A 16,050-nucleotide genomic window follows, 5' to 3' on the forward strand; every position below is an offset into this window, starting at 1 on the left:
GGAACGGCGGACTGATGGCGGACTGATAGTGGACTGACGGAACGGGCTTGGACGGAATGGGGCTTGGTTCAAGTTTGAAACAAACCTACACTGATGACATGACGACTCGCTGGCTCACCCCCGAGGAGCAACGCGCCTGGCGCGCGTACGTCGCCGCCTCACTGCTCCTCGAGGACGCGATCGACCGGCAGCTGCAGCAGGACGCCGGCATGCCGCATCTGTACTACTCCATCCTGTCCGTACTGTCGGAGTCTCCGGAACGGCGGCTGCGGATGACCGACCTCGCCGAGCGGCTGAAGATCACGCGCAGCCGGCTGACGTACGCGGTGACACGGCTGGAGAAGGACGGCCTGCTGCGGCGCGAGGCCTGCCGGTACGACAAGCGGGGCAGCATCGCGGCCCTGACCGACGACGGGTTCGCCGTACTGGAGCGCGCCGCGCCCGGGCACGTCGAGACCGTGCGGAGCTTCCTGTTCGACCGGCTCAGCGAGGAGCAGGTGGGGCAGTTGGAGGAGATCTCCGCGGCGATCGCGCAGGGACTCCAGGAGGACGGATCCCGGCCCGCGTCGGACGACGTGCCGTGGCGGCGGAGGTCGTCGACGGCCTGTTCGTGACGTGCGCCACAAGGCGCCGTATTCACATTGCTTCAAATTTAAAGCAAGAGTAGTGTCCGGGCCCATGGAACTGCTTCAAATCTGAAGCAGTACGGCTGTGCAGCCGAACAGGAACGGAACCCGGAGGCCCCGCATGCCCGACACCCCCGCCGTCGTCGCCACCCCGCGCTCCCGCGTCCGGATCCCGCTGCGCTTCCACGACGGCTACCGGGCCGACGCCGAACTCGTCACCTTCCACGGCCTCGCCGACGGCCTGGAGCACGTGGCCATCGTCCTGGGCGAGCCCGGCCCGGTTCCGCTGGTGCGGCTGCACTCCGAGTGCCTGACCGGGGACGTGTTCGGTTCGGCTCGCTGCGACTGCGGTCCGCAGTTGCGCGAGGCGGTCGAGCGCATAGCCGACCGCGGCGGCGTGCTCCTCTACCTCCGCCAGGAGGGCCGGGGCATCGGCCTCTACAACAAGCTCGACGCGTACGCCCTCCAGGACGAGGGCCTCGACACCTACGAGGCGAACGCCGCCCTGGGGCTGCCGGAGGACGCCCGCGACTACACGGCGGCGGCCCAGATGCTCCGGGCCCTGGGCATCGGCGAGCTGGACCTGCTGTCCAACAACCCCGACAAGTCCGGCCAGCTGCGCGCCCTGGGAGTCGACGTGCGCGACCGGATCCCGACGGGCGTCTTCACCACCGCGCACAACGTCCGCTACCTGCGCGCGAAGGTCCTTCAGACGCAGCACACGCTGCCGCTCGCCGCGCTGACGGAGCTCAGCGCCGGCTGAGCTTCCCGGTCCCGTCCGGGCGGGTGAAAGAAGCTGCTTGCACCTCGGCTCATCGGGTACAGCCTTTGAAAGAGGGCGACCTCCGCAGTACCCGGAGCTTATGGAAAGTGACCGTTTTGTGACCGAACTCGGCGGCCCCGGTGACCACCGGGCGAGGGGAGCGGGCGATGGCCCGGAAGCCGTCGCGTCACAGATCGCCGCTGCTGTGGAGAGTCTGACCGCCCTGTGGTCGATCGCCGCCCAGGACGCCTCCCTGCGGCTGTCCCTGCACCAACTGCGGGCGCTGCGGACGCTGGAGGCCGCTCCCGGCCTGAACCTCACGGCCCTGTCCGACCGGCTGGACATCGGCCTTCCCACGGCCAGCCGCCTCTGCGACCGCCTGGCGGCGGCCGGCCTCCTGGAGCGCGTCCCGCATCCGGACACCCGCCGCGAGGTCCAGTTGTGGCTCACCCCGCACGGACGACACGTCCTGGGCGACATCGCCGGCCGCCGCACCGAGGCCCTGGCCACGGCACTGGCGGCGATGAAGCCGGACGACCGGGCGGCGTTGCGCACGGGGTTGCGGGGGTTTCTCGCGGCGCGGGACTCTGGGCTTCCCCGTACCGACGGGGGGAACGAATCAATCGGGATGAACACCAGCGTTGCGAAAAGGACTGAAGAGACGAACAGAACCGAGAGGACCGATAGGGTCGGCAGGACCGACGGGACCGACCCGACCGACGGGCCCGACAGGACCGACGGGCACTGACGTACGGCGTGGGCGACGGGCGAAGTCGGGCGCGTAGGTTCGCCGGACTCCTTGCCCGTCAGCCCCTCGAGCCGTCACCACCCATGGCGCCGCCCCCGCCGCTCAGCACCGCCACACACGTGTCGTCCCCCACCGCCCGAGCCGCGCTGCCGGAGTCCCTGAGGATGACCGCGGCCACCACCGCCGGGTCGCAGCCGAGGAGCACGGCGTCGTCCGGAGGCGTCCAGCGGCCGGGCAGTCCGTCGCTGTGCAGGACGAGCAGGCAGTCGTCCTGCCACGGCTCGCGCTGCACGGTCAGGGACGCCGGCGCCTGGGCGCCCGCGATGCCGGGCTGGGACAGCAGCGGCTTCCACCTGCCGCCGGTGCGCAGACGGCCACTGACGTTGCCGATCCCGGCGAAGTACAACCGCCCGGCCGCGAGGTCCAGTTGGGCCACGGCGACGGCCGCGCCCCGGGTAGGGCGCAGAGTCCGGCCCAGGCGCCGCAGGATCTCGTCGGGGGGCAGGCCCGCCAGCCCGCGCAGCGCGCCCACGGCGGTGTCGGAGGCCTCCGCCGCCTTGGCTCCGTGACCGAGCCCGTCGGCGAGCAGGAGGGTCGGCCGGTCACCGTCGTCCACCAGGCTCCAGGCGTCGCCGGAGTGCTCGGCCCGGCCGAGGGGGACGTTGACGCCACCCGCGCGCGGGCCCCGCGCGGGCGTCCTCGTCCGGTCGGCCGGGGGGTGGTGGTCGATGCGGGCCACGGCGACGGTGCCCCGGCCGGGCGCGCTGTGCAGGCCGAAGTCGTTCGCTATGCGCCGGCACGTACCGAGGCCCGCGCCCAGGGAGGCCGCTGTGGTGTAGCCGTCGCTCATCGCCACCGCGACGTCCGGGATGCCCGGGCCGTGATCGAGCGAGACGAGCTGCACCGACCGGCCGCGGCCGTCGCCGTGCGGGCGCTCGACGAGGTCGACGAGCATGCGCCCGCCCTCCGCGTGCCGGATCAGGTTGGTCGCCAGCTCCGTCGCCACGAGCGCGGCGGTCGCGGTGCGGTCCGGGCCGAGCCCCGCGCACGCACCGGCCTCCTCCACCGCCACCCGGACGTCCCGCACCCGGGTGGAGTCGTCCACCGGCACGTCCCACACCCTGCTCATCAGGACCCCGGACGGGACGGGGGCACGGCGGTGGCCCACGCGGTGACGGTGACGGTGGTCCCCTCCCCCGGCCGGCTCTCCACCTCGAACTCGTGGACCAGCCGCTTGGCCCCGCTCATGCCGAGACCGAGCCCGCCGCCACTGGTGTATCCGTCGGTCATCGCCTGGTCCAGGTCGCGGATGCCGGGCCCGCTGTCGACGAAGGCCAGCCGCAGCCCTCGCGTCTGCCCGGTGTCCAGCGGAGTGAGCGCCACATGTCCGCCGCCACCGTGGACGAGGGTGTTGCGGGCCAGCTCGCTGGCGGCGGTGACGAGCTTGGTCTGCTGCACCAGGCCGAAACCGAGCTCGGCGGCGGCCTGCCGGACCTGCTGCCGTACCCAGGCCAGGTCGGCGTCCGAGCCGATCGGCAGGGTGGCCGGGGCCGCGTGGCGGGAGGCCTGCATCACTCAACTCCCCTCGCCCTGTCGCTCACCGGCGGCGAGCAGCTCCATCGCGCGTTCCACGTCCAGGGCCGTGAGCAGTCCGGGCAGAGTGAGGCCCAGCTCGACCAGGGTGATCGCCACCGCCGGGCGCATCCCGGCCAGCACCGTGCGGGCGGCCAGCAGTTCGGCTCCGGCGGCGATCTCGGCGAGGACCCGCCCCAGGAAGGAGTCGACGATCTCCACGCCGGAGATGTCGATGACCACACCGGTCACTCGGGTGTGCGCGATCCGGTCCGTGATGTCCTGCTGGAGCTGCTCGGCCATCCCGTCGTGCAGCTCACCCTGGAGGGTGACCAGCAGGGTGTCGCCCAGCTTGAGGACCGGAACCGTGAAGGCGTGCCCGCCCGCGGCCCCGGCCACCGGATGCCCGGCCACCGGGTGCCCGAACCCCGCGGGCCCGTTCCCCGCAGCCCCGGTCACCGCGCTCCCGCGTCGGCCGCGGCGACCGGCGAGATGGCCACGCCCTGCCGGCTGAGCGCGTAGGCCAGGGCGTCCGCCAGGCTCGCGCGGGTGAGCACCGTGCCCAGGTCGATGCCCAGGTGGACGATGGTCTGCGCGATGGCCGGCCGGATCCCGGAGACGATGCATTCGGCGCCCATCAGCCGTGCCGCGGCCACCGTCTTCATCAGGTGCTGGGCGACCAGCGAGTCGACCGTGGGCACGCCGGTGATGTCGAGGATGGCGTACCGGGCGCGCTCGGCGACGATCGCGTCCAGCAGGCTCTCCATGACCACCTGGCTGCGGGCGCTGTCCAGCGTGCCGATCAGCGGTACGGCGACCGTGCTCTCCCAGAGCTTGATCACCGGGGTGGCCACCTCGTGCAGCTGCTCGCGCTGCCGGGCGATCAGCTCCTCGCTCGCGCTGACCGTCGTCTCCAGCACGACCAGGCGCAGTGTGCCCATGAGCACGGTCAGCGCCAGCACGCAGTTCTGGGCCTCAGGGGCGTACGGTTCCTCGAACTCGGCGCGCAGCAGCTCCGTCACCGGTTCGCGCAGGGCAGCCACCTCCCTGGCGACCCCGTCCGGGTCCATGCCCGTGCGGGCGCGGGAAGCCGCCATCCGCCCCAACTGGTCACGCACCGCCTCGAACCCGGACGCCCGGATGTCCTCCAGCCGCCCCGAGGCCGCCACCGCGGCCAGCGCCGCCGTCACGGACCTGCCGGCCTCCACCGCCTCGTCACGTGACACGGTGAAGACCGTGCGGAACAGCGCCGCGTCCGCCCACCGCTGGGCGATCTGCTCCCGGCGCCGTTCGAGGAAGGCGCTCACCTGCTGGGCCGCCGGCTCCTGCTCCGCGTTCTCTTCCGACACCGACACTTGCATCGCTCCCTTGCACGGGCCGGACCGAGGTCACGCCACGGCGCCCCAGCCGTTACTTGCCGTATGACAAACATTAGTGCCGCCGTGCGACACCACCAAACAACTCTTCGTGCACGCCCACGACCTGCGTCTTCCCCCGCGCCCTACCGCCCACGCCAGTCGAGACACACCACGAGGGCGTCGTCGTCCGGGACGGTTTCGCCGCGGTGGCCGGTCAGTTCGCGCAGGATCGCCCGGGGCACCTCGGCGGCCGGCAGCAGCCGCGTCGACTGGATCGCCCGGGCCAGGGCGGCGTCTCCGTACGCCTCACCACCCGGCGAGGCCACGTCGTAGACCCCGTCACTGACGAAGACCAGCCGGTCGCCGGGCTCGACACGGAACTCCTGGGCGACGTAGTCGGTCTCCTCGAACATGCCGAGCGGCAACTGGGCGTCGAAGGGCATCCGCTCCACCACGCCTTGGCGCAGCCTCAGCAGCCGCGGGGAACCGGCGTCCACCGCCCGGACCAGCCCGGTGGCCAGCTCGATGTCGAGCATCAGCACGGACACGTAGCAGCGGCCCCGGTAGTGGGCGTACACCGCCTGGTCGGCCAGGGCCGCCTGGTCGGCGATGGGCAGACCGGCCCGGCGCGCGTTGCGCAGAGCACTGATCGCCAGGTTCGTCAGCAGCGAGGCCTCTATGCCCTCGCCCATGCCGTTGGTGACGTAGAGACTGAGCCGGTCGGCCGTGGCGGACCAGTCGAAGTTGTCACCGAAGATCGCGTACGCCGGTTCCAGCTGCGCGCCCAGCTCGTACTCGGGGCGGGAACAGGAGCGGCCCGGCAGCAGCTGCCACTGCATCTCGGCGGCCAGGGTGAGCCGGTCCCTGCGGCGGGCCTGGAGGTACAGGTCGGTGTCCCGCTCGGCCACGACGACCTCGTGCCCGAGCACCTGGGCGATCTCGGCGAGTTCGCCCAGGCAGCCGTCGGCGTGCTCGCCGCCCGGCAGGGCCACCGACATCACGCCGAGGCGGTCGCCGCGCACGGTGACCGGCAGATGCGCGCGCACGAGACCCTCCGGGAGGGGCTCCACATACGCCTGCTGCGCTCCGAAGGCCCGGCCCGCCGGGCTGTTGTGCACGGACACCGGCTGAAGGGTGTGCGGCAGCACCGACACCGGCTGAAGCACCGTCAGTCCGTAGTCGGCCAGGTACAGCTCGACGGAGTCCGCCGCGTACTGATCGGTCAGTACACGACGGACCTCGTCCAGCAGTCGGTGGGGCGCCGCCGTGCGCAGGGCGCGCTCGGCGGCCACGAATCTGTTCACGATCGTCGTCACGATGGTCTGAACACCAATCTCTTCTCGGTCGTCGACGGGTCCACGGGTACGGGTCCTGGGGCGCGGGTCCTCGGGTACGGGAGGGGCTGGGCGCGTGCCGGGCGCGGTGGGCCGCTGCCGGCCCGGGGCCGGTTTCCGCCCTCGCGCCCGTACGCCTAGTACGCTGACGGCCACCCCGGTGCCTGCGAGAGTGTGACTGTGACTTCCCTCCGACCCCGCCCAGAGCCAGCAGAGGTCGCGCGTGTGACCTCTACGGCTGCGGAGTTGCTGGAGGTCCTCTGGGGCCGGGCCTCGACGGCCCCCGCTTCCGCGTCCCAGCTGCGCGTGCTCCTCATGCTCGAGCACCACGAGGGCATCAACCTGCGCACCCTGGCCGACTCCCTCGCCTCCACCCCGCCCTCGACCAGCCGGCTGTGCGACCGGCTGCAGGCGGCCGGGTTCGTCGAACGCGAGGTGAGTGCGGTGGACCGGCGCGAGGTACGCCTGCACCTCAGCGGCCGGGGCCGCGCCTTCCTGGCCGACCTGCGCACCCGCCGGGAGCAGACGCTGCGCGCCGTGCTCGACCAGATGCCGGCCGCCAAGCGGGTGGCGTTGCTGCAGGGGCTGGAGGCGTTCTGCGACGCGGCGGCGGCCCAGATACACGACGACGCCGACGACGCCCGCACCTCCGGCAGCCAGACTGCCTGACCTGTTCGAACCACCCGACGCGGCACCGGGTCGAACATTCCGGATCCTTCCCCGTGCCCGTCCGCCACGGCTACTCTGTTGTTCTCCGACTATGGTTGTCAAACGACAACTGTCTGCTCCCGGCACTCCTCGACCTCCCCTCCGTACCGTCGGTGCGGATACCCCGTCACCGCCCCGACCTGCACCGACTGTGGGCTACGTCTCGGCCTGAGGTTCGCGGGGCATGAGCCCGGCAAGCGCGGGTAACGGGGCGTGAGGTGGCCTGTCGGGGGATGGGAGCGGGCCGGAACTATGAGGGAGGGCCCGTGACGGCGACCACGCGCATCGGCATGACGACGGATTCCCGCACCGCAGGCGGTGAGGACCTTCCGCAGATCGCGGAGCCGCAGAAGCTCGCCCCGCAGGACGCGCGCGAGCTGACCGGCCAGTTCCTCGACCGCCTCGCGGTACTGGAAGAGGGCACGCCCGAATACCAGTACGCGCGCAACACGCTTATCGAGATGAACATGTCACTGGTGCGGTTCGCGGCCCGCCGGTTCCGCGCCAGCGGCCAGGCGATGGAGGACGTCGTCCAGGTCGGCGTCATCGGCCTCATCAAGGCCATCGACCGCTTCGAGGTCTCCCGCGAGGTCCAGTTCACCAGCTTCGCCGTGCCGTACATCGTCGGCGAGATCAAGCGGTTCTTCCGCGACACGTCCTGGGCGGTGCACGTGCCGCGGCGCCTGCAGGAGGCGCGTACCGAACTCGCCAAGGCCACCGAGGAACTCGCCTCCCGCCTCGGCCGCGCGCCGAAGGTCGCCGAGCTGGCGGCGCTGATGAACCTGTCGGAGGAGGAGGTCGTCGAGGCCCAGGTCGCGTCGAACGGCTACTCGTCCTCCTCCCTGGACGCCACGATCGGCAACGACTCCGAGGAGAGCGAGGCGACGCTCGCCGCGTTCATCGGCGAGGAGGACCCGGCCCTGGAACTCGTCGAGGACTTCCACGCGCTGGCCCCCCTGGTCGCCGAACTCGACGAACGCCAGCGCCTCATCCTCCACCTCCGCTTCGTTGAGGAACTCACCCAGGCGGAGATCGGCAAGCGCCTCGGCATCTCCCAGATGCACGTGTCCCGGCTGATCTCCCGGACGGTGGCGCGACTCCGGTCGGGGATGCTGGCGACGGGCTGAGGCCCGGCAGGGGCCCGGTCCAGGGGCGAACCTGCCGTCGACGACGGGGCTCAGCTGTCCGTCGGCGGCAGGGTGATGACGGCCCGGCGCTATGCCGGGCTTTTCACCCAGTCGACGAGCCGAGCCCACCAGCCGCCCCTCGCCCCGTCCTGCCCGGATGGCACTGATGGCACTGATGGCACTGATGGCACTGATGGCGATCGACTCGCCGTTCTCACCGTGCGGGCACTTCCGGATTCCGCAGAATCGCACATGCACCGCCGAGCGGCCGGTACACCCATCAGTACTTGGTCCACATGCCTCCCGCAACCCTCATAGGTCACCTTTCGACATGACGGGCAGACAGCACGCTGACACATGATTACCCCCCTTGGTTCTTTTTAGTTCTTCGATCAATATCCACTGCATTCACGCCGCCGCCACAATAAACCCCAGGATTTACACGCACCTTCAGAAACGGCTACCTCGCGCTGGCACAGACCGCACCCAGGAAGCCGAAACCCGCTCCCAGCAGCCTCGTTGACGGCCGTAAATATCCGGATACGAGAGGGAGACGCCGCATGTCCGTCGCGGAGATTATCTCACCGAGCAGCGCCAAGTGACCCGTCCCATGAATTCCCGAGTTGCCCGACGCCCGAAACAATGGTTGCATCGCGCCCGGTCGAGAAATGGAGTAGCAGCACCTTATTTGTCACTGCCCGTCAACACATTGGCATACAAACCGTCGACCGAGCACAGCGAGGGCAGCAACTAAAAACGGCAACCGCTCTTCACGGAGGGTGGCGTGCCGGTCAGGAGGGAGCAACGTGAGTTGCTCACATGCCGCAGGATGCCCCCTCTTCCCCTTGCTCAGGGCGAGTTTGCAAGGTTGGCGCGAGTACTACTGCGACAGCACAGATCGATGGCTCGGCTGTGCGCGCTACCAGATGTCCCTCACCGGCGAGCGCGTGCCCATCAGCCTGTTGCCCAACGGAGCCCGTGCGCGGCACTTCGAAGCTCCGGCCACCCCCCAACAGCCCTCGCCGTCACAGCCCGCCCCGGGTACACCGGAGGCCGCGTCCTGGTCCCAGCCGGCACCATCCCCGGCACCGTCCCAGCCCTATGAGCAGTCACCGTCAGGGCCTGGAACCACCACACCCGAGGCCATGGCCCCGTTCGGGGCAACACCTTCGCCGGCGAATGTCTGGCATCGCCCGCCGACACCGTCCCCGCAGACCGCCGAACCCACGGACAACGCCGCTCGACACACACGCCAAGCGCCCAGCCCCAAGCGCGGCTGGTGGGCTCGACTCGCCGATTGGATGAGAGGACCCGCATGAGCACCTACTGGCCCTGGTGGGCGGGCGCTGTCGGACTCGCTCTGGTCACCATCAACCACACCCTCGTCACCGATCGGTCCCTCGGGGTGTCGGCAGCCTGGGATCGCGTGCTGCACTGGCGCCGCGAACGCCGGCTCGAGCGGATGGACGACGAGTTCGCCGACGATCAAGCTCTCGCCGAGGCGCTCGCCGCAGCCACAGCGGAACACTTCGGCACCACCGCCACCGCCACCGCCTCCACCGCCACCGCCACGTCCACCGTTCCGCAGGTCCCCTACGGGACCTCGCAGCCGCTCGAAGCCGATGCCGGTGCCGATGCCGATACCGCGACTGAGCGCCCGGCAGCCACCAGCCTGCGCCCGGCCCCACTGATCACTCAGGCTGTCCTGCTGGTGTCGATCTTCCTCGGTGGACTCATCGCCGCAGTCACCTCCGGGCGTTTCCACCTCCGCTTCGACATGGGCCCGGCGTTCCGGAACCTGGTCACCGCCGATTCGGCCATCATGATCGCCGTGCTGTTCGTGGGAGGTGTCCTGGTCGGCTTCGGCACCCGGCTGGCCGGTGGGTGCAGCTCCGGCCACGGACTCAGCGGCTGCGGCCGGCTACGACCGGTCAGCATCGTCGCGACAGCCGTCTTCTTCGGCACCGCCGTCGCGGTGTCGTTCCTCCTGTGGAAGGTGATCTGATGCGCACCCGAGGCGCGGTTCTGCTGGCCAGCATCATCACCGGACTGGCCCTCGGTTACACCGTCACCAACATCGGCTTCGGCGACTACGCCGAGCTGAACCGCATGTTCACCTTCCAGGACCCGCGCATGCTCCTCTCCTTCGCGGGCGCGGTGGTGATCATCGTGTGCGCCTTCGCTCTGCTGCGGGTCCGCCGCACCCCGGGGCGCATCCACGCCGGCGTGATCCCCGGCGCGGTGCTGTTCGGTACCGGCTGGGCGATCTCGGGCGGCTGCCCTGCCATCCCGATCATCCAGGTCGCCAGCGGATACCTTCCTGCCCTGATCACCATCGTCGGCGTCATCGTCGGTATGCGGCTGTGCCGCTGGGCCAACGCCCGGTACTTCCACCTCGACCGCGGCTCCTGCGGGTTGTAACCAGACCCCCACAAGCCAGAGCGTGCACGGTCAGCGGCTGACGCGGCTTCAAGTCGCTCCACAGCCGTGAGCCCCAGTCCAGACGCGGTCTGGACTGGGGCTCCTCTGTAGGCCCTGTGGGACTCGAACCCACAACCAATGGATTAAAAGTCCACTGCTCTGCCAATTGAGCTAAGGGCCCAGGCGATGTTGCCCCCACGAGCATAGCCCGCCGTGGCCGAGTCTCCGATCGGGTATCGGGGACCCGGCCGTGCCGAAGGGGGAAACAGGCCCGGTCGGCGTCACTGACGCGGTGCGTCAGCCGTTGCGCTTCCAGCGCGGCTTGTCCTCGCGGCGGCCGAAGGAACCGCCGCCACGGTGGTCACCGCGGTGGTCGTCACGACGGCCGTACGGACGGTCGTGGCCACCGGAGCGGAATCCCGGACGGTCGTCCCGGCGGTCCCGGTTGAAGGGACGGTCGCTGCCCCGGTGCCCGCCGCGCTCGTCCCGGCGGAAGCCACCACGGTCCCGGTCGCGGTTGAAGCCGCCGCGGTCGTCACGCCGCTCGAAGGAACGCCCGCCGCGGTCGTCACGCCGCTCGAAGGAACGCCCGCCACGGTCGTCACGCCGGAAGCCGCCACGCTCACCGCGGTCGCCCCGGTCAGACCGGTCGTCCCGGCGGAAGCCGCGGTCACGGTCGAAGGAACGCCCGCCACGGTCACGATCCCGGTCACGGTCGCGGTTGAAGCCACCGCGGTCGTCACGCCGCTCGAACGAACGCCCGCCACGGTCACGGTCCCGGTCACGGTCGAAGGAACGGCCACCCCGGTCGTCACGCCGGAAGCCGCCGCCACGCTCCTCGCGCCGCTCCCGCCGCTCGTACGGCGCGGAAACCTCGGCGCGCTCCTCACGCTCGACGTCCTTCGCGGTCGGCTGCTCGGGCACGGACACCTCGACACCGGCCGACGCCTCCACCGACTCACCGGCCGCCACCGCGGCAGGCTCCTCGCCCCGCTCACGCGCGACGCGCGCGAGCAGCCGGTCCGACTCCTCACGCAGCTCGTTCGCGCGCCGCTGCGCCCGCTCCAGCTCCTTGGTGAGCTGGGCGACCTCACGCTCGGCCTGCTGCGCGGCGTTGCCCACCGACTCGGCCTGCACCTCGGTCATCGACCGGGCACCGGTGATCTCGGCGACCTCCGGGTCGAAGGCGCCGGCGCCCTGGATGATGTGACGCGTGGCGTCGACGCCCGCGTCCTCCATCAGCCGGAAGATCTGCCGCCGCTGGTGCGGCAGCGACAGGGACACGACCGTGCCCGTGCGGCCCGCGCGCGCCGTACGGCCCGCCCGGTGCAGGTAGTCCTTGTGGTCACCGGCCGGGTCCACGTTCAGCACCAGGTCGATGCCGTCGACGTGGATACCGCGTGCGGCGACGTCGGTCGCGACGAGCACGTTGACGTACCCGTCCTTGAAGTCGGCCAGCGTCCGGGTCCGCGCGCCCTGGGTCATCCCGCCGTGCAGCGCGTCGGCCTTCACACCGGCGTCGCGCAGCTGCTCCGCGACACGGTCCGCGCCCAGCTGGGTGCGCACGAAGATGATGGTGCGGCCCTTGCGGGAGGCGATCGCGGCGGTGACCGGCGCCTTGTCCTTGGGCTTCACGATCAGGATGTGGTGCGACATGGTCGTCACCGCGCCCTGCGCGGCGTCGACCTCGTGGCTGACCGGGCTGTTCAGGTACCGGTCGACCAGGGTCTTGATCTCGTTCTCCATGGTCGCGGAGAACAGCATCCGCTGGCCGCCCGCCGGAACCTGGTCCAGCAGCTCGGTGACCTCGGGCATGAAGCCCAGGTCGGACATCTGGTCGGCCTCGTCGAGAACGGCGATCTGCACGTTCTCCAGCGAGCAGGCACCGCGGTTGATGATGTCGCGCAGCCGGCCCGGAGTGGCGACCAGGATGTCGACGCCCTTCTCCAGGGCGTAGATCTGGTTGCCCATGGACGTACCGCCACAGACGACCTTCATCTTCAGGCCGAGGACGTCACCGTAGGGCTGCAGCGCGTCGGCGACCTGCATGGCGAGCTCACGCGTCGGCGTGAGGATGACGGCCCGCGGCTTGTGCTTCTCCGTACGGCCACCGGCGAGCGTCGCCAGCGTCGGCAGACCGAAGGAGAGGGTCTTGCCGGAGCCGGTGCGGCCCCGGCCGAGGATGTCCTTGCCGGCCAGGGCGTCCGGAATGGTCGCGGCCTGGATCGGGAAGGGGGTGGTCACGCCGTTCTGCGCGAGCTTGCGCACAACGCCCTCGGGCAGACCGAGGTCGGCGAAAGTGACCTCGGGGGCGTCCTCGGCTGCCTCGTTCTCGGGCACGACGACGTGGTCAGTACTGGCAATGGACATGCGAATGCGAAACCTTCCGGAGTCTCAAGTCGGCACGCGCCCGTCAACTCCGTGATTCGCTTCGCAATACGACCGCCTCAATGCGGTCCACCACGGCAAAGGAGAGTACGCGCCACACGGCGCGCTCTGCGGTGGCGCCGGGCAAGATGGGATCAAACGATCTGCCACCATACGCACTCCGGGCCCCGCAAGGCAAACCGGACGGCGCATGAGACAGCGGGAACGCACCGAAGCACTTCCCGACAGCCCTCAACCACCCGCCTCCCGGAAATGTTCCCGCGTCACCACGACCGGCCCGCTCGGGTGACCGCAGCAACAGCACGCGGCCACAACGGAGCTGCCCGGCGTGGGCCGAACCCCCGCGCCCCACGCGACCGCACCGCTACGCCGGCACGCCCGCCTCCGGTGCCGGCTCCCGCTCGGCCAGCTGCGGTTCGGGAGGCTCGTGCGCCGACGACGACGGCTCCGGCGTCGGCTCAGAGGACGCAGTGGGCTCGGGCGGAGTCGGCGTGGGCTCCGGTTCGGCCGTCCGGGTGGGAGTGGGCGGAACCGGCGGCTTCGGCGCGGGCCGACCCGGCTCCCCGGGCTTCTCACGCCCAGGCGCCGACGCACTCGCCGCGACCGACGACGACGCGTCGGGGGACGCCGACTCCCCACGCCCGCCATCGCCCTTGCCCTTCTTCCCCTTCTTGCCCTTCTTGTCCTTGTCCCGCCCGCGTTCCTTGTCGCCCGACACCGCACCGCCCACCTCGCCGCCGCCCGACACCGCCGACCCGCCGTCAGGCGCCTCCCCGCCACGCTGCCCGGCGGAATGCGACGGCTTCGCGCTCCCGCCCGCGCCGTCGTCGCCGACGCTCATACAGCCGGCGGCAGCGGCGACGGCCACGACGGTGGCGGCCAAGCGGACAGGTACGTACAAGGGGCGCACGGGGCCACCTCCGGGAAGGGTGATGGAGTCAACACCTCCAACTCCCGCCGCCCGCAAGAGGACACGCGGCCCGCATTCACACCGTCGCTCAGCCGTAGCCCAGGGAGTGAAGGCGCTCGTCGTCGATCCCGAAGTGGTGCGCGATCTCGTGCACCACCGTGATCTCCGTCTCGGCGACGACGTCCTCCCGCGACTCGCACATCCGCAGCGTCGGATTCCGGTAGATCGTGATCCGGTCCGGCAGCACACCGGCGTACCACTCACCCCGATCGGTCAGCGGAGTCCCCTCGTACAGCCCGAGCAGCTCGGGATCATCCGCCGGCGGCTCGTCCTCCACGAACACCGCGACGTTGTCCATCAGTCGCGTCAGCTCCGGCGGGATCCGGTCGAGCGCCTCGGCGACCAGCTCCTCGAACTCCTCGCGCGTCATCTCCAGCACAGGCCCATTGTCGGCCACGGCCCGACCGTACGAGAGCCATCCGGCGTCGCATATCAAGCCCGGGACTTGGGCATACGGGATCAATGGTCCGCGTCCCCGCCGCTGCCCTGCGTGTCCTGAACCCGATCCGCAAGGCCCCGAGAGCCCTCGCCCGCCGCTACCGCTCCCGCCAGGCCCCGGCCACCATCGCGCTCGTGCCGCAGCCACACCCGTGGACCCGCGCGGTCGGACTCGTGGCCGTCGTCCTCCTGGGCGCCTGGCTGGGCCTGCTGATCGTCGGCAACGTACGGGTCCCGGTCGGTCCCATGAACACCACCATGACCCTGCGCCCCTCTGCCACCGGCGGCACCAAGATCAACGTCTCGCCCCTGGGCGCCCTGCAACTGGACAGCCACATCGCCCCCGTCCGCCTCGACGTGAACGTCGACCAACTCGACCCGGACCGCGCCCAGGCCCTCGTCGACCACCCCGAACGCCTCTCCGGCCTCCAGGACGAAGTCACCGAGGACGTCGGCCGCGGCACCCTCGACCTGGCCGTACGCTCGTGCGTCGCCGTCGTCGCCGGCGCCACCACCCTCGGCCTCGTCGTCTACCGCCGCCCCCGCCGCGCCCTGGCCGCCGGCGGCCTGGCACTCACCCTGCTCGCCGCCTCGGGCGGCACGGCGTACGCCACCTGGCGCCCCGACTCCGTCCTGGAACCCAAGTTCTCCGGCCTGCTCACCTCGGCCCCCTCCCTGGTCGGCAACGCGCGCAGCATCGTCACCGAATTCGACGTCTACCAGAAGGAACTGGCCCGCCTCGTCACCAACGTGACCAAGCTCTACGACGCCACGTCCACCCTCCCCGCCTACGCGCCCGACCCCTCCACCATCCGGGTCCTGCACGTCTCCGACATCCACCTCAACCCGGCGAGCTGGAAGATCATCGCCTCGCTCGTGGAGCAGTACAAGGTGGACGTGATCGTCGACTCGGGCGACACGATGGACCACGGCACGGCCGCCGAGAACGGCTTCCTGGACCCCATCGAGGACCTCGGAGCCCCCTACGTCTGGGTCCGCGGCAACCACGACTCGATGATCACCCAGCGCTACCTGGAGAGCCTGAAGAACGTCCACGTCCTCGACAACGGCCGCGCGACAACGATCAAGGGCCTGCGCTTCGCGGGCATCGGCGACCCTCAGTACACCCCCGACCGTTCCAAGAGCATCGGCGCCGAGCAGTCCCAGGAACTCGCGGGCGCCCGCCTGGCCACGGCCCTGCGCGACCAGCGCGCCGCCGGCACCCCCGTCGACGTCGCCATCGCCCACGAACCCTCCGCGGCCCGCGAGGTCGACGGCGAGGTCCCCCTGGCCCTCGCCGGCCACATCCACCACGACGAGACGGAAGTCATGAAGTACGGCACCCGGCTGCGCGTCGAGGGCTCCACGGGAGGCAGCGGTCTGCGCGCCATCGAGGGCAAGCACCCGGACCCCATCGAGGCGTCGATCCTCTACTTCGACCGGGGCACCCGCCACCTCCAGGCCTGGGACGAGATCGAACTGGGCGGCCTCGGCCTCACGACAGCCGAGGTCAGCCGCCACCTCCCCGAGGAGAACCAGCCCGGCGCGACCCCGTCCCCGAGCACCCCCACCCCATCCGGAACCGGCACCCCCACCC

At 70.9% G+C, this 16,050-nt stretch carries 15 protein-coding genes, 1 tRNA gene and 1 pseudogene; 8 read left to right on the plus strand and 9 right to left on the minus strand.

Features of this window, described 5'->3' with window-relative positions; all coding sequences use genetic code 11:
* Nucleotides 1-98 precede the first annotated feature (98 nt).
* From IE97_RS0135745 to IE97_RS0135755, 3 genes and pseudogenes are all read left to right on the plus strand, one after another.
* On the plus strand, nt 99-614 hold the full coding sequence (locus IE97_RS0135745) for a MarR family winged helix-turn-helix transcriptional regulator (protein WP_030250735.1): 516 nt from the start codon (nt 99-101) through the stop codon (nt 612-614).
* A gap of 133 nt (nt 615-747) precedes the next feature.
* Entirely contained in the window at nt 748-1,389 is a 642-nt protein-coding gene (locus IE97_RS0135750) for a GTP cyclohydrolase II (protein WP_030250737.1), read from the plus strand.
* A 118-nt stretch (nt 1,390-1,507) separates the two neighbouring features.
* A pseudogene (locus tag IE97_RS0135755) lies at nt 1,508-1,999 on the plus strand (MarR family winged helix-turn-helix transcriptional regulator); the annotation flags it as partial.
* 196 nt (nt 2,000-2,195) lie between these two features.
* Here IE97_RS0135755 and IE97_RS0135760 read toward each other — a convergent pair.
* The 5 genes from IE97_RS0135760 to IE97_RS0135780 all read right to left on the minus strand — a co-directional run bounded on the left by IE97_RS0135760 (nt 2,196) and on the right by IE97_RS0135780 (nt 6,371).
* Nucleotides 2,196-3,266 carry an ATP-binding SpoIIE family protein phosphatase gene (locus tag IE97_RS0135760; RefSeq protein WP_030250744.1) on the minus strand — a complete coding sequence of 357 codons (1,071 nt, stop codon included), beginning with the start codon at nt 3,264-3,266 and terminating at the stop codon, nt 2,196-2,198.
* Nucleotides 3,266-3,709 carry an anti-sigma regulatory factor gene (locus IE97_RS0135765; protein ID WP_030250747.1) on the minus strand — a complete coding sequence of 148 codons (444 nt, stop codon included), beginning with the start codon at nt 3,707-3,709 and terminating at the stop codon, nt 3,266-3,268. Before IE97_RS0135765 ends, IE97_RS0135760 begins: the two co-directional genes overlap by 1 nt.
* A 3-nt stretch (nt 3,710-3,712) precedes the next feature.
* Nucleotides 3,713-4,108 carry an STAS domain-containing protein gene (locus IE97_RS0135770; protein ID WP_030250751.1) on the minus strand — a complete coding sequence of 132 codons (396 nt, stop codon included), beginning with the start codon at nt 4,106-4,108 and terminating at the stop codon, nt 3,713-3,715.
* 56 nt (nt 4,109-4,164) lie between these two features.
* On the minus strand, nt 4,165-5,064 hold the full coding sequence (locus IE97_RS0135775) for an STAS domain-containing protein (RefSeq protein WP_420706166.1): 900 nt from the start codon (nt 5,062-5,064) through the stop codon (nt 4,165-4,167).
* Nucleotides 5,065-5,210: 146 nt separating this feature from the next.
* Nucleotides 5,211-6,371, minus strand: a complete 1,161-nt coding sequence (locus IE97_RS0135780; protein WP_030250758.1) for a PP2C family protein-serine/threonine phosphatase — start codon at nt 6,369-6,371, stop codon at nt 5,211-5,213.
* Nucleotides 6,372-6,575: 204 nt separating this feature from the next.
* On the opposite strand from IE97_RS0135780, the gene IE97_RS0135785 reads away from it, so the two are divergent.
* The 4 genes from IE97_RS0135785 to IE97_RS0135800 all read left to right on the plus strand — a co-directional run bounded on the left by IE97_RS0135785 (nt 6,576) and on the right by IE97_RS0135800 (nt 10,657).
* Nucleotides 6,576-7,070: a MarR family transcriptional regulator gene (locus tag IE97_RS0135785; protein WP_199807059.1), complete on the plus strand. Its 495-nt coding sequence runs from the start codon at nt 6,576-6,578 to the stop codon at nt 7,068-7,070.
* A gap of 329 nt (nt 7,071-7,399) precedes the next feature.
* Nucleotides 7,400-8,236: an RNA polymerase sigma factor SigF gene (locus IE97_RS0135790; protein ID WP_051705252.1), complete on the plus strand. Its 837-nt coding sequence runs from the start codon at nt 7,400-7,402 to the stop codon at nt 8,234-8,236.
* Between the two features lie 1,315 nt (nt 8,237-9,551).
* Complete coding sequence (locus IE97_RS0135795) at nt 9,552-10,241, plus strand: YeeE/YedE family protein (RefSeq protein ID WP_030250769.1); 690 nt, start codon at nt 9,552-9,554, stop codon at nt 10,239-10,241.
* Entirely contained in the window at nt 10,241-10,657 is a 417-nt protein-coding gene (locus tag IE97_RS0135800) for a YeeE/YedE thiosulfate transporter family protein (RefSeq protein ID WP_030250772.1), read from the plus strand. The genes IE97_RS0135795 and IE97_RS0135800 overlap by 1 nt, the downstream gene beginning before the upstream one ends.
* A 108-nt stretch (nt 10,658-10,765) precedes the next feature.
* Here IE97_RS0135800 and IE97_RS0135805 read toward each other — a convergent pair.
* The 4 genes from IE97_RS0135805 to IE97_RS0135820 all read right to left on the minus strand — a co-directional run bounded on the left by IE97_RS0135805 (nt 10,766) and on the right by IE97_RS0135820 (nt 14,394).
* Nucleotides 10,766-10,838: transfer RNA gene (locus IE97_RS0135805), tRNA-Lys, on the minus strand.
* A gap of 116 nt (nt 10,839-10,954) precedes the next feature.
* On the minus strand, nt 10,955-13,027 hold the full coding sequence (locus IE97_RS0135810; protein WP_030250774.1) for a DEAD/DEAH box helicase: 2,073 nt from the start codon (nt 13,025-13,027) through the stop codon (nt 10,955-10,957).
* A 382-nt stretch (nt 13,028-13,409) separates the two neighbouring features.
* Nucleotides 13,410-13,955, minus strand: a complete 546-nt coding sequence (locus IE97_RS0135815) for a hypothetical protein (protein WP_030250777.1) — start codon at nt 13,953-13,955, stop codon at nt 13,410-13,412.
* A gap of 88 nt (nt 13,956-14,043) precedes the next feature.
* Nucleotides 14,044-14,394, minus strand: coding sequence for a metallopeptidase family protein (locus IE97_RS0135820; RefSeq protein WP_030250780.1), 351 nt, complete (start codon nt 14,392-14,394; stop codon nt 14,044-14,046).
* 83 nt (nt 14,395-14,477) lie between these two features.
* Here IE97_RS0135820 and IE97_RS0135825 point away from each other — a divergent pair.
* On the plus strand, nt 14,478-16,050 hold a 1,573-nt coding region (locus tag IE97_RS0135825), incomplete at its 3' end, for a metallophosphoesterase family protein (RefSeq protein WP_030250783.1).

The sequence above is a fragment of the Streptomyces sp. NRRL S-455 genome, from assembly GCF_000717875.1.
Lineage (GTDB): Bacteria > Actinomycetota > Actinomycetes > Streptomycetales > Streptomycetaceae > Streptomyces.

What these genes read in the sequence shown, in the direction of transcription:
- IE97_RS0135795 (WP_030250769.1), top strand. Translation starts at nt 9,552, where the DNA reads ATGAGCACCTACTGGCCCTGGTGGGCGGGCGCTGTCGGACTCGCTCTG.
- IE97_RS0135810 (WP_030250774.1), bottom strand. Translation starts at nt 13,027, where the DNA reads ATGTCCATTGCCAGTACTGACCACGTCGTCGTGCCCGAGAACGAGGCA.
- IE97_RS0135760 (WP_030250744.1), bottom strand. Translation starts at nt 3,266, where the DNA reads ATGAGCAGGGTGTGGGACGTGCCGGTGGACGACTCCACCCGGGTGCGG.
- IE97_RS0135745 (WP_030250735.1), top strand. Translation starts at nt 99, where the DNA reads ATGACGACTCGCTGGCTCACCCCCGAGGAGCAACGCGCCTGGCGCGCG.
- IE97_RS0135750 (WP_030250737.1), top strand. Translation starts at nt 748, where the DNA reads ATGCCCGACACCCCCGCCGTCGTCGCCACCCCGCGCTCCCGCGTCCGG.
- IE97_RS0135765 (WP_030250747.1), bottom strand. Translation starts at nt 3,709, where the DNA reads ATGCAGGCCTCCCGCCACGCGGCCCCGGCCACCCTGCCGATCGGCTCG.
- IE97_RS0135800 (WP_030250772.1), top strand. Translation starts at nt 10,241, where the DNA reads ATGCGCACCCGAGGCGCGGTTCTGCTGGCCAGCATCATCACCGGACTG.
- IE97_RS0135790 (WP_051705252.1), top strand. Translation starts at nt 7,400, where the DNA reads ATGACGACGGATTCCCGCACCGCAGGCGGTGAGGACCTTCCGCAGATC.